The sequence below is a fragment of the Paenibacillus sp. FSL R5-0378 genome (genome assembly GCF_038009285.1).
GTDB lineage: Bacteria > Bacillota > Bacilli > Paenibacillales > Paenibacillaceae > Paenibacillus_AQ > Paenibacillus_AQ favisporus.
This window is the reverse complement of the sequence record NZ_JBBPAY010000001.1, coordinates 5,662,951-5,689,692: the sequence shown is the minus strand read 5'-3', so window position 1 is coordinate 5,689,692 and position 26,742 is coordinate 5,662,951. Positions and strand designations below refer to the sequence as shown.

General features: G+C 54.5%; 25 protein-coding genes. 19 read left to right on the top strand and 6 right to left on the bottom strand.

The window, feature by feature from the left end; translation table 11 throughout:
* Nucleotides 1-41 precede the first annotated feature (41 nt).
* Both nagZ and MKY74_RS26405 read left to right on the top strand, forming a co-directional pair.
* The gene (nagZ, locus tag MKY74_RS26410; protein WP_076169987.1) at nucleotides 42-1,655 is read left to right on the top strand and encodes a beta-N-acetylhexosaminidase; all 1,614 of its coding nucleotides are present in this window, start codon (nucleotides 42-44) and stop codon (nucleotides 1,653-1,655) included.
* A 287-nt stretch (nucleotides 1,656-1,942) separates the two neighbouring features.
* Nucleotides 1,943-4,429, top strand: a complete 2,487-nt coding sequence (locus MKY74_RS26405) for a copper amine oxidase N-terminal domain-containing protein (protein WP_076169988.1) — start codon at nucleotides 1,943-1,945, stop codon at nucleotides 4,427-4,429.
* Between the two features lie 148 nt (nucleotides 4,430-4,577).
* Here MKY74_RS26405 and MKY74_RS26400 read toward each other — a convergent pair whose 3' ends face one another.
* Nucleotides 4,578-5,636 carry a FecCD family ABC transporter permease gene (locus tag MKY74_RS26400; RefSeq protein WP_076169989.1) on the bottom strand — a complete coding sequence of 353 codons (1,059 nt, stop codon included), beginning with the start codon at nucleotides 5,634-5,636 and terminating at the stop codon, nucleotides 4,578-4,580.
* The gene (locus tag MKY74_RS26395) at nucleotides 5,633-6,646 is read right to left on the bottom strand and encodes a FecCD family ABC transporter permease (protein ID WP_076169990.1); all 1,014 of its coding nucleotides are present in this window, start codon (nucleotides 6,644-6,646) and stop codon (nucleotides 5,633-5,635) included. The genes MKY74_RS26400 and MKY74_RS26395 overlap by 4 nt, the downstream gene beginning before the upstream one ends.
* A gap of 300 nt (nucleotides 6,647-6,946) precedes the next feature.
* Between MKY74_RS26395 and MKY74_RS26390 the strand changes: the two genes are divergently transcribed.
* The 8 genes from MKY74_RS26390 to MKY74_RS26355 all read left to right on the top strand — a co-directional run bounded on the left by MKY74_RS26390 (nucleotide 6,947) and on the right by MKY74_RS26355 (nucleotide 14,842).
* Complete coding sequence (locus MKY74_RS26390) at nucleotides 6,947-7,924, top strand: ABC transporter substrate-binding protein (protein ID WP_076169991.1); 978 nt, start codon at nucleotides 6,947-6,949, stop codon at nucleotides 7,922-7,924.
* Nucleotides 7,925-8,064: 140 nt separating this feature from the next.
* Nucleotides 8,065-8,532: a Fur family transcriptional regulator gene (locus MKY74_RS26385; RefSeq protein WP_076169992.1), complete on the top strand. Its 468-nt coding sequence runs from the start codon at nucleotides 8,065-8,067 to the stop codon at nucleotides 8,530-8,532.
* A 4-nt stretch (nucleotides 8,533-8,536) separates the two neighbouring features.
* The gene (gene yidD / locus MKY74_RS26380) at nucleotides 8,537-8,818 is read left to right on the top strand and encodes a membrane protein insertion efficiency factor YidD (RefSeq protein WP_076169993.1); all 282 of its coding nucleotides are present in this window, start codon (nucleotides 8,537-8,539) and stop codon (nucleotides 8,816-8,818) included.
* A gap of 447 nt (nucleotides 8,819-9,265) precedes the next feature.
* Nucleotides 9,266-11,248 (top strand): methionine--tRNA ligase, encoded by a 1,983-nt coding sequence (gene metG / locus MKY74_RS26375; RefSeq protein WP_076169994.1) that lies wholly within the window; start codon nucleotides 9,266-9,268, stop codon nucleotides 11,246-11,248.
* A gap of 261 nt (nucleotides 11,249-11,509) precedes the next feature.
* Nucleotides 11,510-12,469 (top strand): metal ABC transporter substrate-binding protein, encoded by a 960-nt coding sequence (locus MKY74_RS26370; RefSeq protein WP_076170168.1) that lies wholly within the window; start codon nucleotides 11,510-11,512, stop codon nucleotides 12,467-12,469.
* Between the two features lie 32 nt (nucleotides 12,470-12,501).
* Nucleotides 12,502-13,254: a metal ABC transporter ATP-binding protein gene (locus tag MKY74_RS26365; protein WP_244169253.1), complete on the top strand. Its 753-nt coding sequence runs from the start codon at nucleotides 12,502-12,504 to the stop codon at nucleotides 13,252-13,254.
* Between the two features lie 57 nt (nucleotides 13,255-13,311).
* Nucleotides 13,312-14,115 (top strand): metal ABC transporter permease, encoded by an 804-nt coding sequence (locus MKY74_RS26360; RefSeq protein WP_076170170.1) that lies wholly within the window; start codon nucleotides 13,312-13,314, stop codon nucleotides 14,113-14,115.
* A gap of 13 nt (nucleotides 14,116-14,128) precedes the next feature.
* The gene (locus MKY74_RS26355) at nucleotides 14,129-14,842 is read left to right on the top strand and encodes a cytochrome c biogenesis CcdA family protein (protein ID WP_076169995.1); all 714 of its coding nucleotides are present in this window, start codon (nucleotides 14,129-14,131) and stop codon (nucleotides 14,840-14,842) included.
* Here MKY74_RS26355 and splB read toward each other — a convergent pair.
* On the bottom strand, nucleotides 14,839-15,909 hold the full coding sequence (gene splB / locus MKY74_RS26350; RefSeq protein WP_076169996.1) for a spore photoproduct lyase: 1,071 nt from the start codon (nucleotides 15,907-15,909) through the stop codon (nucleotides 14,839-14,841). The two genes, MKY74_RS26355 and splB, sit on opposite strands and share 4 nt — an antisense overlap.
* A 202-nt stretch (nucleotides 15,910-16,111) precedes the next feature.
* Between splB and mntR the strand changes: the two genes are divergently transcribed.
* From mntR to MKY74_RS26335, 3 genes are all read left to right on the top strand, one after another.
* Nucleotides 16,112-16,537 carry a transcriptional regulator MntR gene (mntR, locus tag MKY74_RS26345; RefSeq protein WP_076169997.1) on the top strand — a complete coding sequence of 142 codons (426 nt, stop codon included), beginning with the start codon at nucleotides 16,112-16,114 and terminating at the stop codon, nucleotides 16,535-16,537.
* Nucleotides 16,538-16,800: 263 nt separating this feature from the next.
* Nucleotides 16,801-18,384, top strand: coding sequence for a family 10 glycosylhydrolase (locus MKY74_RS26340; RefSeq protein WP_076169998.1), 1,584 nt, complete (start codon nucleotides 16,801-16,803; stop codon nucleotides 18,382-18,384).
* A 79-nt stretch (nucleotides 18,385-18,463) separates the two neighbouring features.
* Nucleotides 18,464-19,384: a patatin-like phospholipase family protein gene (locus MKY74_RS26335; protein ID WP_076169999.1), complete on the top strand. Its 921-nt coding sequence runs from the start codon at nucleotides 18,464-18,466 to the stop codon at nucleotides 19,382-19,384.
* 86 nt (nucleotides 19,385-19,470) lie between these two features.
* Here the strand turns inward: MKY74_RS26335 and MKY74_RS26330 are convergent, their stop codons facing one another.
* A complete protein-coding gene (locus MKY74_RS26330; RefSeq protein WP_076170000.1) occupies nucleotides 19,471-19,791 on the bottom strand; it encodes a hypothetical protein in 321 nt (106 codons plus the stop codon).
* Between the two features lie 6 nt (nucleotides 19,792-19,797).
* Entirely contained in the window at nucleotides 19,798-20,793 is a 996-nt protein-coding gene (locus MKY74_RS26325; RefSeq protein WP_076170001.1) for a DUF1385 domain-containing protein, read from the bottom strand.
* Nucleotides 20,794-20,922: 129 nt separating this feature from the next.
* Here MKY74_RS26325 and MKY74_RS26320 point away from each other — a divergent pair, with 129 nt between their 5' ends.
* From MKY74_RS26320 to MKY74_RS26300, 5 genes are all read left to right on the top strand, one after another.
* Nucleotides 20,923-21,432: a YqhR family membrane protein gene (locus tag MKY74_RS26320; protein WP_240913293.1), complete on the top strand. Its 510-nt coding sequence runs from the start codon at nucleotides 20,923-20,925 to the stop codon at nucleotides 21,430-21,432.
* Between the two features lie 81 nt (nucleotides 21,433-21,513).
* Nucleotides 21,514-21,960 (top strand): type II 3-dehydroquinate dehydratase, encoded by a 447-nt coding sequence (gene aroQ, locus MKY74_RS26315; protein WP_076170002.1) that lies wholly within the window; start codon nucleotides 21,514-21,516, stop codon nucleotides 21,958-21,960.
* 50 nt (nucleotides 21,961-22,010) lie between these two features.
* Nucleotides 22,011-23,087, top strand: a complete 1,077-nt coding sequence (locus MKY74_RS26310; protein WP_076170003.1) for a M24 family metallopeptidase — start codon at nucleotides 22,011-22,013, stop codon at nucleotides 23,085-23,087.
* A gap of 40 nt (nucleotides 23,088-23,127) precedes the next feature.
* Entirely contained in the window at nucleotides 23,128-23,685 is a 558-nt protein-coding gene (gene efp / locus MKY74_RS26305; protein ID WP_076170004.1) for an elongation factor P, read from the top strand.
* Between the two features lie 312 nt (nucleotides 23,686-23,997).
* Complete coding sequence (locus MKY74_RS26300; protein WP_076170005.1) at nucleotides 23,998-25,251, top strand: aspartate kinase; 1,254 nt, start codon at nucleotides 23,998-24,000, stop codon at nucleotides 25,249-25,251.
* Nucleotides 25,252-25,327: 76 nt separating this feature from the next.
* Here MKY74_RS26300 and MKY74_RS26295 read toward each other — a convergent pair whose 3' ends face one another.
* On the bottom strand, nucleotides 25,328-26,065 hold the full coding sequence (locus MKY74_RS26295) for a 2-phosphosulfolactate phosphatase (protein ID WP_076170006.1): 738 nt from the start codon (nucleotides 26,063-26,065) through the stop codon (nucleotides 25,328-25,330).
* A 367-nt stretch (nucleotides 26,066-26,432) separates the two neighbouring features.
* Between MKY74_RS26295 and MKY74_RS26290 the strand changes: the two genes are divergently transcribed.
* Nucleotides 26,433-26,702, top strand: a complete 270-nt coding sequence (locus tag MKY74_RS26290) for a YqhV family protein (protein ID WP_373309594.1) — start codon at nucleotides 26,433-26,435, stop codon at nucleotides 26,700-26,702.
* Nucleotides 26,703-26,742 lie beyond the last annotated feature (40 nt).

Sequence of the window (26,742 nt, the reverse complement as noted above, 5' to 3'; positions counted from 1 at the left end):
ACGATCGGCGGAGCAATATATGAATAGGGAGTGGGCATGTCATGTTAGTATCGGATCTACCGCTTGAGCAAAAAATCGGGCAAATGTTCATCTGCGGGTTCCACGCGCAGGAGCCGGATGAGCAAATCCGCCGTCTGATTGAGGAGTACCATGTAGGCGGCGTCATCTATTTCCGCCGGAACATCGGTGAGCCGGAACAGGTGGCCGCGATGTCTTCCTCCCTGCAGGAGATGGCCGCGAAGCAGGGGAAGCTGCCGATGTGGATCGCCATCGACCAGGAAGGCGGCATGGTGGCCCGCATCGACCATCGCAGGGTGAGCCGCATTCCGGGAAACATGTCACTTGGGGCGACGGGAAACCCGGATTTTACCTACCGGGTGTCCGCTATAAGTGCCCAGGAGCTGCATGCGCTTGGGATCAATATGAACTTCGCGCCTGTGCTTGACGTGAACAACAACCCGCGGAATCCGGTCATCGGCGTCCGATCGTTCGGCGAAGATCCGGAGCAGGTGGCTGAGCACGGCTCGGCCGCCATTCGGGCGTACCAGGAGCACGGCGTATCGGCGGCAGCGAAGCATTTTCCGGGGCATGGCGATACCAGCGTCGACAGCCATCTGGGGTTGGCATCGGTAGAGCACGGCATGGAGCGGCTGCGCGAGGTGGAGCTGAAGCCGTTCGTCCGGGCGATTCGGGACGGGGTGGACGTCATTATGACGGCACATGTCGTCTTCCCGGCCATCGAGAAGGAGGCGGTTCCGGCGACGTTGTCCAAAGCGGTGCTCACCGGTTTGCTCCGCGACCAGCTCGGTTACGAGGGCGTCATCGTGACCGACTGCCTGGAAATGCACGCGATTGCCAAGCATTTTGGCGTGGGCGAAGGCGCGGTGCTTGCCGTGGAAGCGGGAGCGGACATCGTCTTGGTCAGCCATACGCTTCAGGATCAAATCGAAGCGGTTGAAGCGGTCACGGCGGCTGTGCGCAGCGGAAGAATTCCGGAGAGCGTTATTGACGCTGCGGTGAGCCGGGTTCTGAAACTGAAGGAGAAGCGGCTGCAGCCTTCGGGTACCCAGGAAAGCGCGCCAGCCTTCCTTGAACGGCACGAAAAGCCGGAAACCGAGCGGCTGCTGAGGGAAGTGGCAGCGGGCAGCATTACGCTCGTCAAAGACGATGGTCAGCTGCCGCTTCAGGAAGACGAGCCGGTCCTTGTCGTGTGGCCGGAGCTCCGCTCGGAAACACAGGTGGATGAGCCATGGACGGAAGCGAAGACCCTCGGGCAGGCGCTGTCGGAATACATACAGGACGTAAATGAGCTGACGATCAGCGCGGAGCCGGACCTGCACGAGGTTGAACAGGTGCTGGCCGCCGCCAAAGGATATCGTCAGGTCGTCGTCGCTACATACACGGCCGGCAGCGAGCTTCCTGCAGGTCAGCGCAAGCTCGTCGAAGGGCTGATCGCGCTTCAGCCGCAGCGGCTCGTGGTGGCCTCCACACGCAACCCGTACGATCTGGCAGCGGTACCGGCCTCGCCGGCATACCTGTGCTGCTACGAAAATACGCCTTATTTTATGGAAGGGCTGGCTTCCATTCTAACGGGGCATGCTAAGGCCGGAGGGACGCTGCCGGTTAGCCTTGGCAGTCAAACCACGGCGTCCTAGTGAACGGGATAATCCGCAAGAAAAAGGCATGCGGTATAGATTTACCAAAGGTTGGATGCCCATTTGGGATATCCTTCCTTTTTTCTTTTGGAGATCTGTAAAATCGAGAGCAACTTTTCAGGGAATGAAGCGTCTAATACTATGTCTTTTCAATGATATCAGAAAAAAATAAGCTTGATGGATCTGATGTCGGGGGGAACTAGCGTCAGCCTCTTTTTTTTGTATGGGGTCAGGAGGCTCGTTAGAACAGAACGTGATTTAAAAATGGGAGCAGAAGGAGTCTGGAGATGAATTTCAAGAAATTGACCATGATTGCAGTGTTAGCTGCATCACAAACCGCTCTGGTCTTGCCGGCCGGCGCGGAAACCGCGGTACAGGTCCAGCAAAATGCGGGGACGGTCCAAGGTGTAGACAATGCAGCGGCAAGCGCAGTCACCAATAACATCACGAGCAGCACGACCAATACTGGCAATTCCAGCAATTCGGGCGCTGCAAGCACGAACGGAACAACAGGAACTGCAGGCACGTCCAGCACGACAGGTACAACCGGAAATGCAGGGGGAACGAACGGCACGACGGGAATGGAAAGCGGTACAAGCACCACTACGACAACTTCCGGCCAAGACTCCACAGGCTCGGGAACCGCAGGAACGACCGGAAACACAAGTAACACCGGGCAAGGCGCTGTGCAGAACGGCGGCACGACAGACGGAACAAGCACTTCCGGTCAAACCGACGGCAGCACCGGGAACACGAATGACGGTGGCCAAGCGGCGGACGGCCAAAATACCGGCACGCAAGGAAACGAAGGACAGTCCGAAGGTACGGCAGGCGGCACCACAACAACCACCGATCCGCAGGGAATTACGGCGACGGGAAGCACGACAACCGGTCAGGCCGGCCAGCTGATCCTCATGATGAACAGCAACAAAATGTACCAAGACGGCAAACTGTACTTGGCCGGCCAGCCGATGGCCGTCAAGAACGGCGTATCTTATGTGGCGATCCGCGCCATGGTGGAGCGCGTCGGTCTGAAGCTGACGTACGACGCCAAGACGAAAGAAACGATTATTATTAAAGATAACAACGAGCTCCGGTTCAAAACGAACAGCAGCAGCTACCGCGTCAACGGAGTGGCGAAACCGATGAAGGGCCCTGCGTATCAGTACAAAAATACGTTTATGGTTCCGCTCACGTCGATCACGCAGGCACTTGGCATTCCTTACACGGTCGACCAGCCCGGAAAGCGCGTCATTCTGAACCTGTCGACGAAGCCGGTAGCCACATTCAGCGTTGGTCCAACTGAAATTTTTGCAGGTGAGACGACGGTGAACTACATTTCCCAAGCGACCTCTCCAAGCGGACTGCCAATTATTGACGAGCGCTGGGAAGGGAAAGAGGACATTTTCCAAGAACCCGGACTGCATACAGTGACCCACTATGTTCAGGATTCCAGCGGACAGTGGAGTGATCCGTACAGCATCACGGTGAACGTGCTCAAGCCGAACGAGCCGCCGGTGGCTAGTTTTACAACCGACAAAGAACAATACAAAATGGGTGAATTGATCACCATTACCGACCAGAGTACGGATGATGAAGACGCGATCGTCAGCCGCGAATGGCTGAACGACCGCAAGGCGTTCTTCCAGCCTGGACCGCAGACAATCCGGCTCAAAGTAACGGACAAACACGGCGCGATAAGCGAGTTCCAGAAGACCGTCGTCATTACGAACGAAACGTTGTACACCGAAGACGAGTTCAACAAGCTCTTTACGCCGGTGGGAGACAAATTTACGTTCAACGGCGGATCAGTGCCTAGCTGGAAAACGGCGACCTTTACGACAACTTCCGATCCAGCCACGCTGATCCGCAGCAACAGTCCGGAGACGGTATATTCCGAAGGCCTCCTGTATCAGGAAACGGCGCTCGGAAGCACCCGGTTTATGCTCCACCATGTCAATGCTACGAATAAAAACATGCAGGTTTACGTCATCGCCACCAACACGATGCTGGACATGAGCAGCACGATCAACATCCAGAACTTCGGCATGGGGGGACCTAGCCCGTATGCGACGGGCCACGGCAGAGCATCCGTGATGCGCTACTTTGATTCCATGACGAGCGGTTCGGGCCGTCAGGATATCACCCTCGCCCCTGGCGAGAGCAAGGTCATTATGACGAATATCAACAACATTAAAATGAAACCGGGTGAAGGCATTTCCGTTCTGGCGGACGCATTCAGCAACTATCCGGTAAAATACAGCGTCATTATGCTCGACGCCACGAAGGATCCGCTGCAGTCGCTGCCATTCCTTCCGGCCCTTGACCGCGACGTACACAACCGGGGCACGTATCCGAATTCCGTCGTGAACATGTCGACCGACGAAGTGCTTGGCAGCACCGAGACACGTATCGTTCTCGGCGACAATAACATCGATCCGAACCTGAAGGGACTGGACGGGATCTATGGAACCGAAGCTTCAAATGCAGGCAACTTTGGTGTATTGTACAAAATCAAGCTGAACCACGTCGCTCCGAATACGCTGATTACGCTTAATCCTCGCGGCGGCGTATACAACGGCATTTTTCTGGTGAACGGCCAGCAGGTGCAGGCAGCGAACAACACCCAGGATGTCAACGCCCCGAACGAAACGAGCGTTCTGTACCGTACCGGAAACTATGAGCAAAGCGTAGAAATTTGGTACACGGCGGCGCCGGGCAGCAACCTGCCGATTAACCTGCTCCTGATGCCGATGCCGCAGATGAAGCAGTAAACAAAAGCAGTAACGGATTATGATTATGGAAGACAGCAATTATTCTTTCTTATTCTTATAGGCAATGAAAAGACCCCCATCCACTGCAGCTGCGGTAGATGGGGGTCTTCTTTGTCTTTTTTATAATGCATTCGCTGCCGTATTCGTACTAGGAAGAGCTGCGGCTCTTCCATAACAGGAATATGAAGAACGGCGCGCCGACAGCCGATGTAAACACGCCGACCGGAATATCCAGCGGGGTGAACAGGTTGCGGGCGAGGACATCCGCCACGACAACGATGATGGCCCCGCATAGAGCGCTGGCCGGAAGCAGGGAGCCGTAAGACGATCCGATCAGCTTCCGGGCGATGTGGGGGGCGAGGAGGGCAACAAAGCCGATCGCTCCGCCGACGGAGATGCCGGCCCCGGCGAGCCCGACGGCCATGAAGAGCAGGATCGTCCGGTCGCGCTCCACCCGGCTGCCGGCCCCGGCGGCCAAGTCGTCGCCGAGCTGCAGCATGTTGATGCGCCGGGCGAAGATCAGGCTGAGCGCGCCCAGCGCGATGAACCATGGCAGCATCATGTTGACATGCTTCCAGGAGCTGCCGTACACGCTGCCCAGCAGCCAGTTGAAGGCTTTCTGGGCGACGTCGGTCGGGCCTGTGACGAGCAGCATCGTAGAGATAGCCGAAGCGACCGCCCCGATGCCGACGCCGATCAGGACCAGCATAAGCGGGTTGACGCCCTTTTTCCACGAGAGCACATAAATCAGCAGCGTGGTGAGCGCGGCGCCGACAAAGGCGGCCGGCGGCAGCCAGAAGACGCTGGCCGACGGAATCAGCGTAATGATGGCCGTCGTCGCGACAGAGGCGCCGCTCGTGACGCCCATAACGTCCGGAGAAGCCAGCGGATTCCGGATCAGTCCCTGCGTGATCGCCCCGGACATGGCGAGGCAGGCCCCGACCAATGCGCCGACGATGACCCTGGGAAGCCGGAGCTTCTGCACGACCACAACGTCCAGCTTGTTCCCTTGGCCGAAGATCGCCTGGGTCACCTCCCAGGGATTCACGTATTTGGTGCCGAAGCCGATGCTGATGATGACCGCAAGTAAAAGGACAATGGCTAGAATGCACAGAATGGCAATCTGGCGCTTCGATGTGAGAAAGGAAACCGCATCCCCGCCCATGCGGACGCTGATGGGGCCTTTCGGTCTGGATGAACGGCTCATTGGCGAAGCAACCCCTTTCTCGCAGCGTGGATGAAGAATGGCACTCCGATGATCGCCGTCATGACGCCGATGGGGATCTCCCGGGGCATGGCGATAAAGCGGGACGCAATATCCGCAAGAAGGAGCAGAATGCCGCCCAGCAGCGCGCTGTAGGCGACCAGCCAGCGGGTATCCCGGCCGACGAGAGCTCTGGCGATGTGCGGGATAACGAGCCCGACAAACCCGATCGGTCCGGCGACGGCGACCGAGCTGCCTGCCAGCACGACGATAAGCAGTCCCATGGTCAGCTTGAGGAGTACGGTTTTCTGCCCCAAGCTGCGTGCCACGTCCTCACCGAGCATGAGCGTGTTGACGGATGACGCGATAAGAAGGGCGACGATCCAGGCGGCAAGCATGTAAGGCAGAAGGCCCAGCAAAATGCTCAGGCTCCGGCCTTCCACGGAACCGGACATCCAGAACAGCACTTCCTCCATGGCCCTGCCGCTGATGATGAGCATGCCGTTGGTCAGCGAGCTGCAGAAGGCGGTAATGGCCGCCCCGGCGAGCGTGATTTTCAGCGGCGTTAAGCCTTGCCTCCCGGCGGAGCCGAGAATAAATACGAACAGGCAGCTGACAGCCGCCCCGAGGAAAGCGATCCAGGTGAAGGAAGCAAGCGAGCTGACGCCGAGCAGGACGAATGAAGCTACGACAAGCAGGGAGGCGCCGGCATTAATACCGAATATCCCTGCATCCGCAAGCGGATTTTTGGTCAGGGATTGCAGCAGCACGCCGCAAATTCCCAGGCTTCCGCCGACGAAGGCGGCGATCAGCGCGCGCGGCACGCGGACGTCCCGGACGATAATGTGCTCATTGCTTCCATTAAACGAAGTAAAGGCTTCGACAACTTCCCTCCAATTGGTGCTGTGCACGCCAAAGAGGATGCTCGCAGCAACACATAAGAGCAGGAGGACGAGCCCTGCGATCAAACCGGTCCATTTGGCAGATGATCTATGTAACCATTCCGGCTGCACGGCATACCCCTCTTTTCAATCAGGCTGTAAATAAATAGATTGAACTAAAGTTGTGCATTGAACTTCCTGTTATAAGGGCCTGATACGTCCTATATCATTCATTTCTTTAGTTCATTCTATGTAACATATTAAAGTTTAAGTGGAGCGCATAGGCTTGTCAATGAGGCTGATTCTCAATTTCAATATCCGTTTTTTGTACTTCCATACAGGAAGTTTATTGACATTACAGGCGCTATGAATTAGGATTAGGACGATACTGAGAATCATTATCAGGAGATTAGAAGGGGAGAGCTTTTACTTATGAGAAAATGGAACGGCCTTATACTTATGCTGTTGGCTGCTGTGCTGGTACTGTCCGCATGCGGCAAAGACAGCGGCAGCGGCAGCACCGCTTCTGGAAGTACAGGAGAGAGCAGTACGGAAGCGGGAGCTGCGAACGATGCAGACCGCACAATTGAGACGGTTATGGGGCAGGTCAAAGTACCGGCACATCCGAAGAAAATCGTCGTGTTGACCAATGAAGGAACCGAGGCGCTGCTGTCCATGGGCATCAAACCGGTGGGCGCCGTCAAATCTTGGACCGGCGATCCATGGTATCCCCATATTAAGGATCAAATGCAGGGCGTAGAAAATGTAGGCGACGAGGGCCAGCCGAACGTGGAAGCGATCGCTGCGCTCGAACCGGACCTCATCCTGGGCACGAAAATGCGCCAGGAGAAAATTTACGAGCAGCTGTCCGCCATCGCTCCAACCGTATTTTCCGAAACGCTCCGCGGTGAGTGGAAGGAGAACTTCAAGTTGTGGGCCGACGCGGTCGATGAGAAAGAGAAGGGCGACCAGGTACTGGCCGACTATGATAAGCATGTGGCTGACGTGAAAGCGCAGATCGGCGACAAATTGAGCACGAAAGTGTCGATGGTCCGGTTTATGCCGGGCAAGGCACGGATTTACTATAACGACACGTTCTCCGGCATCATTTTGAAGGAAGTGGGCCTCGCCCGTCCGGCGGTGCAGGATAATCCCGGGTTCTCCGACGATGTCGGCAAAGAGCGCATTCCGGACATGAACGGCGACATTCTGTTCTACTTTACCTATGAAACCGGCGACGGCGAAGGCAGCAAGATGGAGAAGGAATGGACCGAAGACAAACTTTGGAAAAACCTTGAGGTGGTCAAGAAGGGCAACGCGCACCGCGTGGACGACGCCATCTGGAACACCGCAGGCGGGGTCCTTGCGGCCAATCTGATGCTAGACCAGCTGGCATCCTACTTTAAATAAAATCTAAGCGCACAGGGGGCTCCGTCAGGGGTCCCCTGCTTCATTGACGGAGGCCCGGATTTGAGGCATTATTAATAGTAGACAAATGTTGTAAACAAGAGTGGCTTACGGCTTTAAGCATAGAATGGGAGGATGAGCGTATGCTTTCGACGGAGAAGATTATTGACGCCATGTCCGAGCAGGGACTGCGCATAACCGACCAGCGCAAGACGCTCGCCAAATTATTTGGTGAACATTCGGGTTATTTGTCAGCCAAGGATGTCTATGAGTTTATGGGCAAAAAATACAGCGGACTCAGTTTCGATACCGTATACCGCAATCTGCGGGTTATGCAGGAGCTGGGCGTTCTCGAACAGATCGTGTTTGAGGACGGGGTCAAATTCAAAGCCAGCTGCAGCGAAGACCACCACCATCATCACATGATCTGCCTGCAATGCGAGAAGACGTATCCGATCAGCTTCTGCCCAGTGTCGATGGCGGATACGCCCGACGAATTTCAGGTCGTGAAGCATAAATTTGAAGTATTCGGATATTGTAAAGACTGCCGGCAGCCTGCGGATGCGGGGCTGAGTGTCAATCCGCTGTCCGGGCACACCGGGGAGCATTAATGCTATGGGCGTATCCCGAAGAATCGTCCAAGGCCCCATCGTCATTTACCGCAAATACATTTCGCCGTTAAAACCGCCGACCTGCCGTTTCTACCCGACATGCTCGGCGTACGCAATGGAAGCGATCGAGGTGCACGGGGCCGCCAAAGGATCGTGGCTCGCCATGAAACGGATCGCCAAATGCCATCCATTTCATCCGGGCGGCGTGGATCTGGTTCCCCCGCGGAAGGAGAGGGGGGGCGCAGGCGCCCCTCATCCTTCCGAAGGCGAGGGACACCTGACTTGACACGCGGTATCCGGGTTCAGTATATTATGGAATATATGACATTTCCGAGGAACGGATGAGTACGAGAACAGTAGCTTATTGCAGAGAGCCGGGGCAGCTGAGAGCCGGTATAAGCGAAGTCTCCGAAGATGGTCCGGGAGGAACCGCTTTCGAGCAGCATCCTGAATCAGAGGATGCGTAAGGGAGCGGCGTGATCCAGCGATAATGGACAGTGCGCGGCTGAGACATGCCGGTACTGATGGAGCCTGCCGCCTGCGAGGGCGCAGGGAATTTGGGTGGTAACACGTGAGGAATCTCTCGTCCCATTAGGGGCGGGAGTTTTTTGTATCCTCGGGGCCCCCGCATAGTACCTGAACAGGGTATCACAGCAAAAGCCCCACTTCGTGGGGTTATTTTGTGTTCGCACAGAAGATACAGGAACGCCGATTTTGGAAAGGAAGATGAACGATGGCTGACAAGAAAACATTTTATTTGACGACGCCGATCTATTATCCGAGCGACAAGCTGCATATCGGGCATGCATACACGACCGTGGCCGGCGACGCGATGGTTCGTTACAAGAAGCTGCGCGGCTACGATGTGCGCTATTTGACGGGAACCGACGAGCATGGTCAGAAGATTGAACGCAAGGCTGCTGAAGCGGGCAAAACGCCGCAGCAGTTCGTCGACGATATCGTGGCGGGGATCAAGGAGCTGTGGAAGAAGCTCGACATCTCCAACGATGACTTTATCCGGACGACGGAACCGCGCCATACGAAGGTCGTTCAAGAAGTGTTCGAACGCTTGCTGGCGCAGGGCGATATTTACAAGGGCGAGTATGAAGGCTGGTACTGTACGCCGGATGAATCGTTTTTCCTGGAACGGCAGCTCGTAGACGGCAAATGTCCGGACTGCGGCCGGCCGGTGGAACGCGTGAAGGAAGAGAGCTATTTCTTCCGGATGAGCAAATATGTAGACCGGCTCCTCCAATACTATGAGGACCATCCGGACTTTATTCAGCCGGTGTCCCGCAAGAACGAAATGGTCAACAACTTCATCAAGCCGGGACTGGAAGACCTGGCGGTGTCCCGTACGACCTACGAATGGGGCGTCAAGGTGAAGAGCGATCCGAAGCACGTCGTATACGTCTGGATTGACGCGCTGCTGAACTATATCACCGCGCTGGGTTACGGCTCGGAAGATACGAGCCTGTTCGATAAGTACTGGCCGGCTGACGTTCATCTCATGAGCAAGGAAATCGTCCGCTTCCATACGATCTACTGGCCGATCATCCTGATGGCGCTGGACCTGCCGCTGCCGAAGAAAGTGTTTGCACACGGCTGGCTGCTGATGAAGGACGGCAAGATGTCCAAATCGAAAGGCAACGTCGTCGATCCGGTCACGCTCATCGACCGTTACGGTCTGGACGCCCTTCGCTATTACCTGCTGCGTGAGGTTCCGTTCGGCGCGGACGGCACGTTTACGCCGGAGAGCTTCGTGGAGCGCGTCAACTCCGATCTGGCCAATGACCTCGGCAACCTCCTGAACCGCACCGTGGCGATGGTGGACAAATATTTCGAGGGCCGGGTTCCTGGGTACCGCTCCGGCGTGACTCCGTTTGACGCGTCGCTCGAGGAAGCGGCCAAGGATGTTTACGGAAAAGTTGAAGAAGCGATGGAAAATATGGAGTTCTCCGTTGCGCTGACGGCCATCGGCCAGTTTATCAGCCGCAGCAACAAATATATCGACGAAACGCAGCCTTGGGCGCTGGCAAAAGATGAGTCCAAACGCGAAGAGCTGGCGTCTGTCATGACCCATCTGGTCGAAAGCCTGCGGATCGGCTCGATCCTGCTGCAGCCGTTCCTGACCCAGGCTCCGCTGAAGATTTGGGAGCAGCTGGGCATTCAGCAAGGCGAGCTGACCGAATGGGACAGCGGCAAGACGTTCGGCTTGATTCCGGAAGGAACGCAGCTGGTGAAGGGCAACCCGATCTTCCCGCGCCTGGACGCGGAAGAAGAGGTGGCATACATCAAGCAGGCAATGACCGGATCCGAAGCTCCCGCGAAGGAAGCGGAAGCCGGCAACTCTGCCGAAGCGGCTGCGCCGCAGGAAGCGCCTGAGCTGAAGGAAGAAATCGGCATTGAAGATTTTGCCAAGGTCGAACTGCGCGTAGCTCAAGTTATCGCCTGCGAGCCTGTCAAGAAAGCCGACAAGCTGCTCAAGCTGCAGCTGGATCTCGGCTTCGAGCAGCGGCAGGTCGTTTCGGGCATCGCGAAGTTCTATACGCCGGAAGAGCTGGTCGGACGCAAGGTCATCTGCGTCACCAACCTGAAGCCGGTGAAGCTGCGCGGCGAGCTGTCACAGGGCATGATTCTGGCAGCATCCCAAGGCGATCAGCTGACGCTGGCGACGGTGCCGGACAGCATGCCGAACGGAGCGGTCGTGAAGTAGGAGCACGAAGTATAGTATAGTGCGCACCTATAAGTAAGTATGGTCGATAGGAAGACGGAATCCCGTTAGCAGCGGGTTTCCGTCTTTTTGTCGTCCAGGTATATCGATCTCTTGGGAGAGACGCCAAGCTCCAAAGAACTCCACGGCAGGTATCGTTCGCTTTCCTCTGTTAATTTTGCACCCAAGGTTGACAAATAAAATAAGCCCATTCATAATCTTATTAGTAAAAGTTACGATTAGTGGGAGCGTACATCTGTGAATATGAGAAATGTGATCAAGCGGATTCTGGCGCCTTCGTTTCTTCTGATGGCCATGCTGGTTTTTGCCGGCTGCGATAACTCAGGGAACGCACAGCTGGATCCGGATAAAGTGAATGTCATGACGACGTTCTATCCGATTTATGAGTTTGCCAAGGAAATCGGCGGCGAGGACGCCAACGTCATCAATCTACTGCCGGCAGGCGTCGAACCGCATGATTGGACGCCGCGGAGCCAGGATATTGTGAACACGTCCAAGTCGCAATTGTTTTTATATAACGGGGCCGGACTCGAAGGCTGGGTACCGAATTTTCTGAAAGGGCTGAACCGGGACTCCAAGGTGAAAGCCGTTGAGGTCAGCCAGGGCATCCAGCTGATCGAAGGCGAAGAGGACGGCGGGCATGATCTCGAAGGAGAGGGCATGGGGACCGGGCACAAGCATCACATCGACCCCCACACGTGGGTCAGCCCGAAATCGGCCATCATTATGGCCGAGAACATCAAGAACAGCTATGTGGAGGCCGATCCACAGCATGCACAGGCTTACGAAGCGCGGTACGCAGAGCTTAGCCGGAAACTGCAGGAGCTTGACCGCAAGTTCGAGACGGAGCTGGCGCAGGTTCCGCATCACAAAATCGTCGTATCCCATCAGGCCTTCGGCTACTTGTGCCGCGATTACGGCTTGGAGCAGCATCCCATCATGGGCTTGTCGCCGGATGCCGAGCCCCGGGCCCGCGATTTGGTGGAGCTGTCGAACCTGGTGAAGTCGGAAGGAATCAAATATATCTTTTTCGAAGAGCTGGTCTCCGACCGGCTGGCCAAAACGCTGGCTTCCGAGACCGGAGCGACCGTGTCCGTCCTGAATCCCCTCGAGGGACTGACACAGGAGGAGCAGGAGAAGGGCGACGACTATTTTACCTTGATGGACAAAAATTTGCATAATCTCATTCTCGCATTACAATAAAATGAAGCAGCTAACAGAAAGGCGGATTTCGCATGTTTACGCCGATGATTGACGATTGTCATCAACCGATTATCGAGATGGAGAACATCTCCTTTTCATACAGGGACCAAAAGGTCATCAACGATCTGAACTTTACCGTAAAAGAACGCGATTTTGTCGGCATTATCGGCTCCAACGGGGCGGGCAAGACGACGCTGCTTCGGATGATCGTCGGCCTTTTGCCCAGCGGCCAGGGCAGCATCCGGCTGTTCGGCCAGCCGATCCGCAGGTTCAAAGACTGGGAGCGGGTAGGCTATGTCCCGCAGAAAAATTCGTTTAACCCGTTGTTCCCGGCTACTGTTCGCGAGGTGGTTCTTTCCGGGCTGTACAATAACAAAAACCTGTTCCGCCGGGTAAACAGACACATGCAGCAGCAGTGTGACGATGCGCTTGAGGTGATGCGGATTCAAGACATCGCCGGCAAACGGATCGGTGAGCTGTCCGGCGGTCAGCAGCAGCGCGCCTTCCTGGCGCGGGCGTTGATCAACAACCCGGATCTGCTCATCCTGGACGAGCCCACGGTGGGCATTGACGCGGAGACGCAGGCCGGATTTTTCGAGCTGATTACCCACATGCACCGGCATCATCATATGACGCTGCTGATGGTGTCGCACGATATGGACATGATCGAGGGATATTTGGGCGAGAAGCCGAAGCAGAAGAACGGCAAGATCGAATTTTTCGTCAGACATTCCCATGAGATTCAGGACTGCGAGGTTCAGGACCTGCAGCACTCATTGTCATAAAAAGCACGATCGTTTACAAAATATTAAAAGCATCCGAAGGAGTCGTTATTGTTGGCTATAGAAATTATCCTCAGTGATTTTTTTCAAAGGGCGCTGGCCGGCGGTCTGCTGATCGGGATCACCGCTCCGCTGATCGGCATTTTTCTCGTGCTGCGGCGCCTGTCCATGATCGGGGACACGCTTGCACATGTAACGATCGCCGGGGTGGCGCTCGGTTTTCTGATTAATCTGTATCCTCTGGGGGCAGGTCTTGTATTTGCGGTTCTGGCTTCTTTTGCGATAGAAAAGCTCAGAAAAGCTTATAAAAGCTATGCCGAGCTGTCGATAGCGATCATTATGTCCGGCGGCGTTGCGCTGGCTTCTTTGTTTTTCACACTCGGGATGGGTTACAATACAGATGTGATGAGCTATTTGTTCGGCAGCATTTATACGCTGGATACCCAGGATCTGTACGTGGTAGGGGCTGTGACGCTGGTCGTCGTGGTCGTTATTACGCTCTTTTTCAAAGAGTTTTTCCTGCTGAGCTTTGAAGAAGACGCCGCAAGCGTAAGCGGTCTGCCTGTGCGCATGATGAACATGCTGATCACCGTCCTGACGGCCCTCGTCATCAGCACGGCCATCAAAATCGTCGGCGCTTTGCTCGTATCGGCACTGCTGACCATTCCTGTCGCTATCAGCCTCCTGATCGCCAGAAGCTTCAAATCTTCCGTCATCCTGTCGGTGGTCATTTCGGAGATTGCGGTTGTGGGGGGACTTGTGATTGCCGGCGTTTGGAACCTGGCTCCGGGAGCAACCATCGTGCTGCTGCTGATTGCGCTGCTGATCTTGACGATGGCGGGCAAGAAGGGATTATCAACGTAGGAGGTACTTGTCCTTGTCAAACTTGAATATATGGCTTGCCTTCTTCGCCGGACTGGCTTCCTTTATTTCTCCGTGCTGCCTGCCGCTGTATCCGTCCTACATTTCCTACATTACCGGGATGTCGGTACAAACGCTGAAGACGGAGCAGAACAAAAAAGAAGTCCGTTACCGGACGATGAGTCATACGCTGGCCTTTATTTTAGGTTTTTCCGCCGTATTCTATACGCTCGGGGTCGGAGCCGGCTTGTTCGGCAGCTTCTTTAACAACAACCGGGATCTGATCCGCCAGCTGTCGGCGCTGTTAATCATTTTGATGGGGCTGTTTCTGATCGGCATCTTTCAGCCGCGCTTTTTGATGCGTGAATTTAAGATGGATCTGAAGTTCAAGCCCGCAGGTTACATAGGTTCATTTATTTTCGGGATCGGCTTTTCCGCCGGATGGTCTCCTTGCGTCGGCCCGATCCTGGCGGCGATCATCGCTTTGGCAACGACCGAACCCGGTGCTTGGTTTCCGCTGATTACGGCCTATACCGTCGGATTTGCCATTCCATTTTTTGTGCTTGCCTTCTTCATCGGGTCCACCAAATGGATTGTGAAGTACTCGGGGATGATGATGAAGATCGGCGGGGCGCTCATGCTGTTTATGGGCGTACTGCTGTTCACGAACCAAATGACCAAAATTACGATTTGGCTGCAGGCCATCACGCCCGAATGGCTTAAGTTTTAGGTGAAGTAGTCGATGGTAGCTTCCGGAAAATGCTCAAAAATCCGCTCTGTGATAAACTCGCGCAGGGCGTTTTGCTGTTCATCCGGGTACACGTATTTGAATTGGCCCCAGCGTCCCCATTTTTGCTTGCGCCTCGCGATATCCATCTCCAGCTTGGTTTTGGGATAGCGCTGCTCAATGATGTTTTTGGCGGTTTTCGTGAAGCGGTGCTGAATCATTTCGAACGTCAAATCCTTCGTTGCCTCGGCCGGGAGCGTATCCGCCAGACGCTTCAGAAGCTCGGCATAGCCGTCCTGCCAGCCGTCATACCAAATGATCGGGGCGATGATGAAACCGAGCGGATAGCCGGCCCTGGCGACCTTTCCCGCGGCCTCGATCCGTTCCTCGAAGTGCGACGTGGACGGCTCGAAGTTGCGGATGACGTAGTCCGAGTTGATGCTGAACCGGATGCGGGTATGGCCGTTATGCTTCAGCGGGAGCAGCGGATCGACATGGTGATACTTGGTCACGAACCGGAGTCTGCCGAATTCTTCGCCAGCCATGAAGGTAATCAGCTCCGCGAGGGAGCCCGTAATATGCTCCAGTCCCACCGGGTCAGATGTACAAGCGGCTTCAAACCGGGTGATTTCCGGCGCGCGTTCCTCAATGTATTGCTTGGCAGCGCCAATGATATCGGGTGTGTTGACATAGACACGGACATAGGGCTTGGCCCCGAGCGTCGTCTGCAGATAGCAGTAATGGCAGTGACCCATGCACCCGGTTGAGATTGGGATGGCGTATTCGGCCGAAGGCTTGGACTGGTCGAACTTCAGCGTTTTCCGCACGCCGACGACGAGCGTTCGTTTGGCGTTCCTGTATTTTTCCTGATCGGTTTCACCTGGTAAATTGGTGATGCGGTTATGAGAGCTGGTCATACGGTAAGGGATGTCTTTGGACTTGACCCATTCCATGATGTGCTGGCCTTTGGGATAGTTCAGCGCATCCGGTTCAAAATAAACAAGATCGGGGACAAACGGCTTGGTCGGCCGCAGCGTCCGCCTGGGCTTTTCTTTAACGCCAGTACCCATAGAACGGCTCCTTTCGCGGAAAATATGGTGCTTCAGTTTAGTATGTGTGCGGGTAGCAGGGGCAACCCGTGGCAATTACTGACCAGGATGGGAAGCGCGGCAGGCGGCAGGACTTGCCAAGTCCTCTTGAGAACATGTATCATTACAAGAGCAGGTAATCGGGCCAGATGATTGACGTTTATTACAGAAAAGAGGGAATATAATGCCAACGCCCAGCATGGAGGATTATTTGGAGCGTATCTATAAATTGATTGACGAGAAGGGATACGCGCGTGTTTCGGACATTGCCGAAGGCTTGGAGGTTCATCCCTCATCCGTTACCAAAATGATCCAGAAATTGGACAAGGACGAATATTTGATTTATGAAAAATACCGCGGCCTTGTTCTGACTAGCAAAGGTAAGAAAATGGGCAAACGCCTGGTTGACCGGCATCAGCTTCTGGAGGAATTCCTGACGATGATCGGGGTTCAGCAGGAAAATATTTATGGAGATGTCGAAGGCATCGAGCATCACTTAAGCTGGGATTCCATAACGCGTATCGAGACGCTGGTGGAGTATTTCCGCCGGGATGGACAGCGTCTGGAGGAGCTGCGGAACATTCATAATGAATTGGTCAGCGATTCGTAAACAAGGCATCTGTCCGCACCCTCAAACGACAGGTGCCTCTTTCATTCCCAGCACGTAATCCGGTAATTTTAAGGGCCAAGACTGGCAAAACCCGGATTGCACACGCAGCAAAGGTTACAGCTTTTCTGCCCGATCGGTCGTTTGCGCTTTATTCAGCAGATCATGATTTCAAGGTTGTCTGATGCCGGCTAGTGATCTCAAGATAGAGCGTGAATGACCGATTTTTTTACCCGCAAATCTATCAATAGTGGAGGATTAGTAGAATGGGTTTTCGGAAGTTTCATAGGTGGATCGTGGCATCGCTGCTGTTGGTGCTGCTGATTCCGTTTACGGGGCAGCAGGCGAAGGCTGCAAACAACATCACGATGGTCCTGGACGGGAAGCAGCTGGTCAGCGATATCCCCCCGTACATCATGCCAAAAGTGAATGTGACGATGGTTCCGATCCGCGTGATCAGCGAAGGGCTGGGGGCGGCCGTCGCATGGAAACAAAGTGCGAAAACCGCTGATATTTCGGGCGGAGGTCATACGATTACGTTGACCAGCGGCAAAAAGACGGCTTTGGTGGATGGAGCCTCTGTCGCCCTTGATGCCTCCGTGCAGCTTCGGGGCGGCCGCGTGCTGGTCCCTCTCCGTTTTGTCGGCGAACAGCTCGGTCTGCAGGTAGACTGGGACCAGGTGGCAAGAACGATTACCTTAACATCAAGTGCTTACATACCTACCGAGCCGCCTGCTGAGGGCGGGGGAAGCAGCTCCAGCCAGCTCCGGGGAGCCTGGATCTCGACCGTGTACAACCTGGATTGGCCGACAACGTCCTCTTACGGCAAAATCGAGCAGCAGAAGCAGGAATATTCCGCTCTGCTCGACAAGCTGCAGGCCATGGGGCTGAACGCGGTGTTCGTTCAGGTTCGGACGGCCGGCGATGCGCTGTATCCGTCGGATCTGGTTCCGTGGTCGAAGGTGCTTACCGGCACCCAAGGCAAGGATCCGGGATATGATCCGCTCCAGTATATGATCGAGGAAACCCACAAGCGGGGGATGCAGTTCCATGCCTGGTTTAATCCGTTCCGGGCCAATCTGGACACGACCACAAGCAAGCTGGCGGCCAATCACGTGGCGGTTCAGCATCCCGACTGGGTCGTATCCGTCAATAACCAGCTGATCATCAACCCGGGAATTCCGGATGCGAGACAGCATATTATCGACGTCGTGATGGAAGTGGTGAGCAAGTACGATATCGACGGCGTTCATCTGGACGATTATTTCTATCCGTCGAGCGGAACGTTTAACGATGATGCTGCTTTCGAGGCATACAATACGCAGGGCTTGAGCAAAGCGGATTGGCGCCGCGATAACATTAACCAGTTCGTGCAGCAGCTGGGCCAGTCGATTCACGCGTCCAAGCCGGCCGTTCAGTTTGGCATCAGCCCGTTCGGCGTATGGCGCAACCAGTCTACCGATCCGACGGGTTCTGATACCAAAGCGGGCGTTACGGCGTACGACTCCATGTCCGCGGATGTGAGAACCTGGGTGAAGCAGCACTGGATCGATTACGTTGCACCGCAAATTTATTGGAGCATGTCCTTCAAGAACGCCCAGTACGACAAGCTCGTCGACTGGTGGGCGCAAGAAGTGCAGGGCACCGGCGTGGATCTCTATATCGGCCATGCCCCGTACAAGCTGGGAACCGCCGAGGCTGGGTGGCAGTCGGCGCAGGAGATCATCAACCAGCTTCAATACAACACCAAATACGACGCAGTCAAAGGCAGCATTTTTTACAGCGCCAAGGATTTGATCAAAAATCCACTTGGCATCGTTCAGGCACTGACCGCCTATTACCAGCAATGATAAATTCATAGAACATTGTCATGAATGACCCCCCGTGCTCATATCTTACTGTGGGATAATGAGACACGGGGGTTTTATTATGATCGTCAACGCGGTGTTCGAGGGCGGCGGAGTGAAAGGAATATCACTGGCGGGGGCCGTCAAAGCTGCGGAGCAAGCCGGCGTTGTGTTTAACCGGGTGGCGGGTACGTCGTCGGGTTCCATTGTGGCGGCGCTGCTGGCGGCAGGGTTTTCGGCCGACGAAATGAGCGAGATCGTGAAGACGACCCCTTTTGAGTCCTTTCTTCACCGCGCGCCGATATTCAATACCAAAGTAATCGGACCCGCCGCGCGTTTGTTTCTGAAGAAAGGGCTGTATTCCGGAGAAGCGCTCGAAGTCTGGATCCACCATATTTTGGCGGCCAAAGGGGTCAAGACGTTTGCTGATATCCCCCAAGGCAAGCTGATGATCATCGCCTCGGATATTACGAACGGGCGCATTCTGGTGCTTCCCGAAGACCTTGGCAAGCTGGGCGCCAACCCGTCCAGGTTTGCGGTTTCCAAGGCCATCCGGATGAGTACGAGCATTCCTTACTTTTTTGATCCGGTCATGCTGAGAATGACAGGCGAAGCGGCCAGGGGAAAATCGTTCGTTGACCAGTTTGTCTATATAGTAGACGGGGGGCTGCTCAGCAACTTCCCGCTGTGGCTCTTTGACGACGCTACGGAAGGAGCCGGTCAAAAGCCGGTTCCGACGATCGGATTCCAAATGGTCGGCAGGACGACGAACAAGCCGCATCTGATCCGCGGGCCTCTCAGCATGCTGCAGGCGATGTTTGAAACGATGCTGTCCGCTCATGATGAGCGGTACATCGAGCAGGAAAACCGTTTCCGGACGATCAAAATTCCGACTCTCGGCGTCGGAACGACGCAGTTTCATATTACACCGGAAGAAAGCCAGCAGCTGTATGAGTCCGGCATGCAGGCCGGGAAAAAGTTTTTTGCGGGCTGGAAGCCGTGACATCGCAGAAAAAATAAAAGGCATTCGCTGGTCCTCCTTTTAGAAGGAGGGGCGAATGCCTTGTTTTTGATATGTTCAAACTGCGCTTAGTGGTATTTCGGTTGTTGATCGTCATTCTTACCCTTTGAGCCTTCAATCACCTGGAAAGGGTAATTTTTGCGCTTGGCCGAAGATTGACCGCGTTTGGACGCATTGTATTTCTCCATCGTCCGCTGGGACGGCTTAACCTTGGGCCGCTTGTTGTAACGGGCAGGCGGGAATTTGTACAGCAGGAAAACCACACCGAACACGATCAAGGGCACAAGCAAATTCATAAGCGATCCTGCACCGCCAAACAAAATGTTGCCGAGCAGTCCGATGGCTGCCAGTACAATGGCAATCCAGAAAATTACAGCCTGCCTTTTCATGTCATCTCATCCTTTCAGGGGATCCAAGACTCCGTTTCTCACAGGTTGTTCCGCCCCGGGAGCTTTCTCCATCTGGGCGTCAAGCTCAAGCATGCGGTTGAAGGAGGCGATGGACACCTCAACCTGGTCATCCTTCGGTTCCTTCGTCGTCAACAGCTGAAGCCAAAGGCCCGGGTAACCGAGATACCGCAGCACCGGTACGTCGCGAAGCGCGTTGGTCAGTTTCAGAAACTCAAACGAAATGGCAATGACGACCGGAAGCAGAATGATCCGCTGCAGAACCCGCTGCGTCATATTATCCCACGGAACGAGCGAATAAATCAGTACGCCCAGTACGATCGTCAGCATCATGAAGCTGCTGCCGCAGCGGTAATGCAGACGGCTGTGCTTCTGCACGTTGGCTACCGTCAGCTCTTCACCCGCTTCATAGGTGCTGATCACCTTATGCTCCGCTCCATGGTACTGGAACAACCGCTTGATCACCGGGGTCTGGGAAATGCCCCATAGGTAAACGAGCAGCAGCAGCAGTTTAATGCCGCCTTCTATAAGGTTATGCAGGATATAGTTGTCAAACATCTTGCCGAAAATGAAATTCTCTAAAAATACAGGCACCAGCGTCAGCACCAGCTTGCCCACGAGAAACGAAAGCACGCCGACCGCTGCAACGCCGATAATCATCCCTAAGCTCCAGCCGGATTCTTCTTTCTGCTTTTGCTTGGCGCGCTCCTCCGGCTCCACTTCGTCATCCGCGTAGGATTCCGCCGAGTAATTCAGGTGCTTCGTACCTTTGGCGCTTGCATCTATAATACTGACAATACCGCGAAGGAAAGGGATTTTGCGCAATTTGCCGACCCAAGGCTTATCCTCGCGCGGCACCTCCAAAAATGTAATCTCCTGATTCTTCCGCCGCACAGCGGTGACATTGACGTGCTTACCGCCAAACATAACGCCTTCAATGACGGCTTGGCCACCGTAGCTGACCGTTTTGGATTGCTCCGACAAACAATTCACCTTCCCCGAATGTTTAGTTGTGATGCCTTTATTGTAACGAATTTCCCGTACGATTTCTAGTTGGATTAGCCCCGGCCCCAAATGAACATACTAAGAAAAACAAAAAGGGTGATATTCAAAGTGAGTTCACAGGGAGCTGCCATCCGGCAGCATACGAATACTGGCCATACCAATCCGCTCAGCTTCTCGCTGGAGCTCGGCTTTTTTGCCGGGTTGCTCTGGGGGGCGGTCCACTGGGTTTTCCATTGGCTGCGGTTCACGATCGTCATTCCGGCCTTTTTGGCCGAGCCTTTCTTCAAGCATTCTTTTTTGAAAAGCGGGTCAGGAGATCTGCTTGGCTGGCTCTTTTTCATTGCGTTTTCCATGGTCGCGGCCGTCATCTATACGCTGCTGTTCCGGAAGCTGGCCGGTCCGTGGCCGGGTATCGTATACGGTATTTGCTGGTGGGCCGTTCTGTTTGTGGCGGGTCCCGCACTCGGTATGATGAATCGTCTCAACCATCTGACATGGAACACGATCATCACCGAATTTTGCTTGTACCTGCTGTGGGGACTGTTCATCGGATACACGGCGGCTTTCGAATTTACGGATGAGCGCAAACGGGAACCCGGCAGGGCGAAGGCGCACTAGAGCAAAAAAACTTCTCAAGAAGACATCCCCTATGTTAAAATAGCAGATGGTTATTTGACGACAAAGGGTGGGAATACCATTTTGAGAACCATTTGGGTGATCAACGGACCGAACCTGAATCTACTCGGACTCCGGGAGCCTGGCGTGTACGGCTCTCAAAGTCTTGCGTCGATTGAAGAAGGCCTGCTTGAGAAAGCGGAGGCCCTGGGCGTGTCCGTCACATTTTATCAGTCCAACCATGAGGGAGATATCATTGACAGGATCCACGCCGCGCTGGATCATGCCGACGGCATCGTTCTGAATCCGGGCGCGCTGACTCATTACAGCTATGCCGTCCGGGACGCCATCAGTTCCGTTAAAATTCCGACGGTGGAAGTCCATTTGTCGAACATTCACGCAAGGGAGACGTTCCGCCATACTTCCGTGATTGCTCCCGTGGCCGTAGGTCAAATTGCCGGATTCGGCGCTGTCAGCTATGAACTCGGCATGATGGCACTGCTGCGCCACTTGGAAAGTCAGGGACAGTAGTCGCTGCCTCTTTCCCCGGGGAAAGCTGTACATGAGAGAGGAGTGTAACGATGAGCATCAATCGAGTGAACAAGCTGCGTGAAGCGATGCAGCAATCCAATGTGGAAGCGATGTTTGTAACCAGTTCCATTAACCGCCGTTATTTGACGGGATTTACCGGTTCATCGGGATACGTCCTCATCACTTTGCATGATGCGTACCTGCTGACCGACTTTCGTTACATGACCCAGGCACCGCAGCAAGCGAAGGGATTTACGATCGTCGAGCACGGGCCGAAGGTAACGGAAACGGTAAAGGAGCTGCTGATTTCCGCAAACATCGGCAAGCTTGGCTTCGAGCAGGATGACGTATCTTTTGCCGGATACACCGCTTACGCGGAGCAGCTTAAGCCAATCCAGCTCGTGCCGGTTTCCGGCCTTGTGGAGAAGCTTCGCATCTTCAAGGATGAAGAAGAGCTGAAGGTGATGCAGAGAGCGGCGGATTTAGCCGACGATACGTTCAAGCATATTCTCGGGTTTATCAAGACGGGAATGACGGAGCGGGAAGTCGACCTGGAGATGGAGTTTTACATGCGCCGCCACGGTGCCACTTCATCCTCCTTCGATACGATCGTCGCATCCGGAGAACGTTCCGCCATGCCGCACGGCGTTGCCAGCGAACGGGTGATTGCCGGAAACGAGCTCATCACGTTCGATTTCGGCGCATTGCTTGACGGATACTGCTCCGATTTGACGCGGACGATTGCGATCGGGGATCCGGATCCGAAGCTTAAAGAAATTTATGACATTGTGCTGGAAGCCCAGCTCCACACACTTCAGAACATCAAGCCGGGGATGACCGGCCGCGAAGCGGACGCGCTTGCACGCGATATCATCACGAAGTACGGCTACGGCGACAATTTCGGCCACAGCACGGGGCACGGCCTCGGCATGGAGGTTCATGAAATGCCTCGCCTGTCCAAGCTGAGCGACGATGTACTTAAGCCGGGTATGGTCGTGACCGTGGAACCGGGAATTTACCTGCCGGGTCTCGGCGGCGTGCGCATTGAAGACGATATTGTGATCACGGAGACGGGAATTGTGATCTTGACGCATTCGTCTAAAGATTTCACCGTATTACCGGCGTGATAAATGCAATATATACTTAAACCTTTAGGAGGGCATTTCAGTGATTTCAGTTAACGATTTTAAAACAGGTCTGACGGTGGAAGTCGATGGCGACATCTTTACCGTTCTCGATTTTCAGCACGTTAAACCGGGTAAAGGGGCAGCCTTCGTACGTTCGAAGCTGAAAAACCTCCGTAACGGCAACACCGTTGAGCGCACATTCCGCGCAGGTGAAACGATCGGCCGTGCCATTATCGAAAACCGCGGCGTTTCTTATCTGTATGCAAGCGGTCAAGAGCATACGTTCATGGACAACGAAACCTACGACCAGTTCACGCTGGACAGCAAGCAGCTGGAGTGGGAACTGAACTTCCTCAAAGAGAATATGAACGTGAACATCGTCAGCTACCAGGGCGAAATTCTCGGAATCAACCTGCCGACCAGCGTCGAGCTGAAGGTTGTTGAAACCGAGCCGGGCATTAAAGGAAATACGGCTACAGGGGCGACGAAGAACGCGAAGCTGGAAACAGGCCTGAACGTTCAGGTGCCTTTGTTCATCAATGAAGGCGATGTGCTTCTGATCGATACCCGTGAAGGCAAATATATCTCCCGCGCGTAAAGCCGGCGATAGAATTGCTTAACACCCGACAGGGCTTAGCCGATCCTCCTTTCCTTCCGAAAGGAGGATTTTTTGTATAATCCCATGAAAAAACATTAACAATCGGGCGTACTTTCGTATTATACTAGTTTAAAGCGTAAAATTAGACAGTTGTCAGCATTTTGCAACATGAGATCCTGCTTTTTTCACCATGGCCAGTCTATTGGCGAAAAGGGTGCTGATCGCATATAGAAATAGGATCGGGCGGTTTTACCGGCGTGGGAAATGATTGCATAATGCCCAGTTGTACAATGAGTGGGGAGTGAATCGAAGTTGTCACTGTACGTCATGAAATTCGGAGGCAGTTCCGTCGGAGATATTGAGCGCATGCAGCGCGTGGCCCGGCGTATCGTCGAGAAACAGGACGAAGGACACCAGTGTGTAGTAGTCGTTTCCGCGATGGGGGATACGACGGATGATTTGATCGATCAGGCGATGCTGCTCAATCCAAATCCGCCTGCACGCGAGATGGATATGCTGATGACCACCGGGGAGCAGATTTCCATGTCGCTTCTGTCGATGGCCATTCATCAGCTTGGCCGCAACGCCGTTTCGCTGACAGGCTGGCAGGCGGGATTCCGGACAGAGCCGGTGCACGGCAAAGCGAGAATTATGGATATCATTCCGGACCGGGTGATCGGAGCCCTGCAGGAAGGAAACATCGTGATCGTGGCCGGATTCCAGGGCATGACCGAAGAAGGAGAAATCACGACGCTCGGCCGCGGGGGATCCGATACGACAGCCGTTGCGCTGGCTGCGGCGATTAACGCCGACGTGTGCGAGATTTATACCGACGTGGACGGCATTTATTCGACCGATCCGCGAATCGTGAAATGCGCCCGCAAGCTTGAGGAAATTTCGTATGACGAAATGCTGGAGCTGGCCAACCTGGGGGCGGCTGTTCTTCATCCGCGCGCGGTGGAGTACGCGAAGCATCACCAGGTGAAGCTCGTCGTCAGATCCAGCTTTAACTATAATGAAGGCACGGTTGTGAAGGAGGAAACCAGCATGGAGCAGGGAGTAGTGGTAAGCGGCATCGCTTATGATAAAAATGTGGCCAGAATCAGTATTTTGGGAGTGGAAGACGTTCCCGGTGTTCTTGCCACGGTGTTCGGAGCGCTCGCCGGCGCCGGTATCAACGTGGACATCATCGTGCAGAGCGGCGTTCAGGACGGCAAGGCGGACTTTTCCTTTACCACCTCTCTGTCGGAGAGCGGCCAGGCACTTCAAGTCATCAAGGATTTGAGATCCACCCTTCCGTACCGTGAAGTCACCTCGGAAGACAATCTGGTCAAAGTATCGATCGTAGGTGCGGGCATGATCAGCCATCCCGGCGTTGCCGCCGAAATGTTCGATGTCATTTCCAAGCAGGGCGTCAGCATTAAAATGGTCAGCACGTCCGAGATTAAAACGTCCTGCGTCATCGAGGGCGGCAATCTGGAGCAGGTCGTCAGAGCGCTTCATACTGCCTACAACCTCGATACCGATGCGCAGGTGTTTGTGGGAGGCCCACAGGACCGCCGCTAGGTCAGAATGCAAATACTCATACAAAAAGCCGTCCCCACAGCAGGGGGCGGCTTTGTTTATTTCAGCGCGGCTCGGATTATCCGCGGTTCGCAGCAATTGCGAACAACGGCGTCAGGATCATTTCCGACTTCGCATACGGCACGACAGGGACCGTGTCGATCCCTGTGCAGTATTCGACGTCATGCGTAAATCCCAGCTTGACCAGCTGCTTCGCCGCGCATCCTTCCATTACGGTTTCAAACAGGGATCCCTTGCACTGCCGGTACGCATGCTTCATCGCCAGGCCCAGATCATTCAGCTGAAGCGGCGCTTCCGAAATGGACTCCATCGCATCGATGATCATTCCCGCGCACAGGCCATCTTCCAGCGAAAAATCGTTGCGGCATCCCGAGCACAGCAGGATGGCATCTTTCCCGAACGATAACAGAGCCGACGCACAGGCCGTCCCATTCATAAATGAAGCGGCAAATATTCTGGCGGCCTTATGGGATTTGAGCAGCCCTCGGGTCCCGTTCGATGTGGTCAGCACCACCAGCTTTCCGGCAACCTCAGGGGTCATATAATCATGCGGCGAATTCCCGGCCTGAAACCCGGGGATTTTTTTATAATACCGTTCTCCACCGACAAACGTTTGGTCTCCCCGCATCTGCTGGGCTTGAGGAACCGTTTCAACGGGCATCAGCCCGGTAGCGCCTTGGGCCAGAGCCGTAATCATCGTACTGGTTGCCCGCAGCACGTCAATCACAACGGCGCTCTTGTGCACAAACTCCTCCGATCTTACTTCGTCCACATTGGCAATGACATCCACCCGCATGGATAAATCCTCCTTATGCATCTGTAAATAATACGACACCTCTTTCAGCTGCTTAGCCCTGAAGATGCCGATGGTTGAACGGTCCTCTCTTGGTTGGCCGGATGCAGGCAGTTTGTCTGCAGACGGATCCAACCCAGGCAACTGACAAGCGGATAGGTATTTCACCAAACAATATATGCAAGCCCGGAGCATTTTGTTCCGAATATAGGAGTTATTAAATAGAAGTTTTGTCATGACTCTTTTGATAATCCGTGAAGCAGCTCCGTTTTGCCAAGTTATTTTCCGTATCTTTCTTGTAAAAGACAACTAAAAAGAGAGAGTCCCGCATATCTATGAGGTTAGAAGTACAATCTCGCAAAAGGGGGTCATTTTAGTGGACAAGTTCGTGCTCAGCATGGCTACGCTGCGTTTTATCTCCGGAAGTCTGGAAATCGCCGCCGCGCTGCTGATGCTAAAGCTCGCTCAGGTAGATAAGGCGCTGGCGGTCAATTCCCTGCTGGCATTCGTCGGGCCGACGGTGCTCATCCTGACGACTTCCATCGGGCTCATCGGCGTGGCTGATAAGCTCTCCTGGGGAAAGATGGCGTGGATCTTTTTCGGCGTGTCCTGTCTCTTAATCGGCATTCTCAAAAAATGATAGATTACAGTGGTCATAAATTTAAGGGCCAAGCATAGAC

Bases quoted from the DNA above. Each gene is read 5' to 3' on its own strand.
- MKY74_RS26295 (WP_076170006.1), bottom strand. From the start codon at position 26,065: ATGCGGGTGGATGTCATTGCCAATGTGGACGAAGTAAGATCGGAGGAG.
- MKY74_RS26390 (WP_076169991.1), top strand. From the start codon at position 6,947: ATGAGAAAATGGAACGGCCTTATACTTATGCTGTTGGCTGCTGTGCTG.
- splB (WP_076169996.1), bottom strand. From the start codon at position 15,909: ATGGGTACTGGCGTTAAAGAAAAGCCCAGGCGGACGCTGCGGCCGACC.
- MKY74_RS26365 (WP_244169253.1), top strand. From the start codon at position 12,502: ATGTTTACGCCGATGATTGACGATTGTCATCAACCGATTATCGAGATG.
- mntR (WP_076169997.1), top strand. From the start codon at position 16,112: ATGCCAACGCCCAGCATGGAGGATTATTTGGAGCGTATCTATAAATTG.
- MKY74_RS26370 (WP_076170168.1), top strand. From the start codon at position 11,510: ATGAGAAATGTGATCAAGCGGATTCTGGCGCCTTCGTTTCTTCTGATG.
- MKY74_RS26385 (WP_076169992.1), top strand. From the start codon at position 8,065: ATGCTTTCGACGGAGAAGATTATTGACGCCATGTCCGAGCAGGGACTG.
- MKY74_RS26405 (WP_076169988.1), top strand. From the start codon at position 1,943: ATGAATTTCAAGAAATTGACCATGATTGCAGTGTTAGCTGCATCACAA.
- MKY74_RS26400 (WP_076169989.1), bottom strand. From the start codon at position 5,636: ATGAGCCGTTCATCCAGACCGAAAGGCCCCATCAGCGTCCGCATGGGC.
- metG (WP_076169994.1), top strand. From the start codon at position 9,266: ATGGCTGACAAGAAAACATTTTATTTGACGACGCCGATCTATTATCCG.
- nagZ (WP_076169987.1), top strand. From the start codon at position 42: ATGTTAGTATCGGATCTACCGCTTGAGCAAAAAATCGGGCAAATGTTC.
- MKY74_RS26340 (WP_076169998.1), top strand. From the start codon at position 16,801: ATGGGTTTTCGGAAGTTTCATAGGTGGATCGTGGCATCGCTGCTGTTG.
- yidD (WP_076169993.1), top strand. From the start codon at position 8,537: ATGGGCGTATCCCGAAGAATCGTCCAAGGCCCCATCGTCATTTACCGC.
- MKY74_RS26310 (WP_076170003.1), top strand. From the start codon at position 22,011: ATGAGCATCAATCGAGTGAACAAGCTGCGTGAAGCGATGCAGCAATCC.
- MKY74_RS26335 (WP_076169999.1), top strand. From the start codon at position 18,464: ATGATCGTCAACGCGGTGTTCGAGGGCGGCGGAGTGAAAGGAATATCA.
- MKY74_RS26330 (WP_076170000.1), bottom strand. From the start codon at position 19,791: ATGAAAAGGCAGGCTGTAATTTTCTGGATTGCCATTGTACTGGCAGCC.